Here is a 1,560-nt window from a genome sequence, read left to right as displayed (position 1 = left end):
CGCCGTCACGGCCGACACCGCGGCAAAGCCCGCGCTGCCCACGAACAGCAGCCGGCGCCGGCCGATCCTGTCGCCCAGGGAACCCATCGCGACCAGGAGCCCGGCCAGGACCAGGGGATAGGCATCGACGATCCAGAGCAGTTCGACGCCGGAGGCGGTCAGGCTGCTGGCGATGGCCGGCAGGGCGAACGTGAGCGCGGTGTTGTCCACGGCCACGAGCAGGACGGGGAACATCAGCAGGGCCAGCGCCACCCAGTCACGCCACGGTGCCCGGGGCCCGGTGGCCGCAGGAGTGCTGGTGGCTACGGTGATCGATGAAATGCTCATAAGGATAACTGTACCGTCTGGACGGTACAGTTAAGAAATGCGCGCGCGGACAGGCATGATGGGAGGCATGCCCAGGAAACCCGTCGCCCGCGAGGCCGTCCTCGATGCCTTCGAATCCCTGCTCATCGAAGTCGGTGAACGCGCCGCGACGCTGGACGCCGTCGCGCGCCGGGCCGGCGTCTCCAAGGGCGGCCTGCTCTACCATTTTCCGACGAAAGAGGCCATGATCGCGGTCCTGCTGGAACGGCTGGACCGGCTCCTGGCTGCCGATGTTGCGGCCATGGCGGCAGCCCCGGAAGGGGCGGCGGCGTACTTCATCAAGTCCTCGGTGTGGGCGGACACGCCCATGGACCGGGTCTTCGTGGCGGCCACGCGGCTCGCCGAGGTGGCGCACGGGGAAACCCTCCGCCGCTTCGCCGCCGGCCAGGCGAGCTGGCTGGAACTGCTGGCGGCCGACGTCGTGCAGGACGGTTCGTTTGTCTTCATTGTCACCGAAGGCGGCTTCGCCAAGCGGACCGCTGTGGAGGAATACCGCCTCCAGGGCCGCGGCGGCCTTGGCATCAAGGTGGGCAAGTACCAGGAAGAACGCGGCCACCTCGTCGGGGCCCTCATTGTCAACGAGGAAGACGAAGTCCTGGTGGTCATGGAAGGCGGCAAGGTGGTCCGCTCGTCGGTCAGCGGCGTGCCGGCCAAGGGCCGCGACACCATGGGCGTGATCTTTGCCAAGCCGGACAAGAACGACCGCATCATCGCCGTCGCGCGCAACAGCGAACGCGGGCTCGAAGTCGAGGAACCGGCCGAGGGTCAAGATGCCGGTGAAGACACCGGCGAAAATACCGCAGACGTGACCGAAAATCGGGCATCCACGCCCGATGACGTAACGTTGGCTGAAGATGGCGGACTGCATGAGGAGTCCGCAGCGGCAGAATCAGTACCGGCCCCGGAGTCAGATGAGTCATCAGGCAATGCCGAGCTGGACGAAGACAATACCGGAGGTAACGAGTGAGTAATTCCGACTCATATCCCAAGCCGAGCAGCGGCGTGCCGAGCGGAGTGCGGCAGCCCGCCGCCGCACCGCGCGTAGGCGCCCCCTCGCGTCCGCAGCAGCGCCCCGGCGTGTCCGGCGCAGCCACGGGAACGGGCCAGCGGCCCGCCGCACCCGGCCAGCGCCCCACGGTCCCCGGCCAGCGCCCAGCCGTCCCTGGGCAGCGCCCCGCCCAGTCCGGCGGGCAA

At 68.5% G+C, this 1,560-nt stretch carries 2 protein-coding genes and 2 pseudogenes; 2 read left to right on the top strand and 2 right to left on the bottom strand.

What is annotated here, in order from left to right; all coding sequences use genetic code 11:
• Positions 1-327: MFS transporter (locus tag LQV45_RS31335; RefSeq protein WP_230011250.1), on the bottom strand; the 327-nt coding region annotated here is incomplete at its 3' end.
• Positions 328-394: 67 nt separating this feature from the next.
• Between LQV45_RS31335 and LQV45_RS35740 the strand changes: the two are divergent.
• Positions 395-787: pseudogene (locus LQV45_RS35740) on the top strand (TetR/AcrR family transcriptional regulator); the annotation flags it as partial.
• A pseudogene (locus LQV45_RS31325) lies at positions 767-1,333 on the top strand (DNA gyrase C-terminal beta-propeller domain-containing protein); the annotation flags it as partial. The pseudogenes LQV45_RS35740 and LQV45_RS31325, both read left to right, overlap by 21 nt.
• Before the next feature lie 11 nt (positions 1,334-1,344).
• Here LQV45_RS31325 and LQV45_RS35735 read toward each other — a convergent pair.
• Positions 1,345-1,560 (bottom strand): hypothetical protein (locus tag LQV45_RS35735; protein ID WP_290370373.1); only part of this gene is annotated, 216 nt, incomplete at its 5' end.

Source organism: Microbacterium sp. Bi128 (assembly GCF_918698205.1).
Note: the sequence above shows the minus strand (reverse complement) of the source record. Positions and strands in the feature narration are given on the sequence as shown.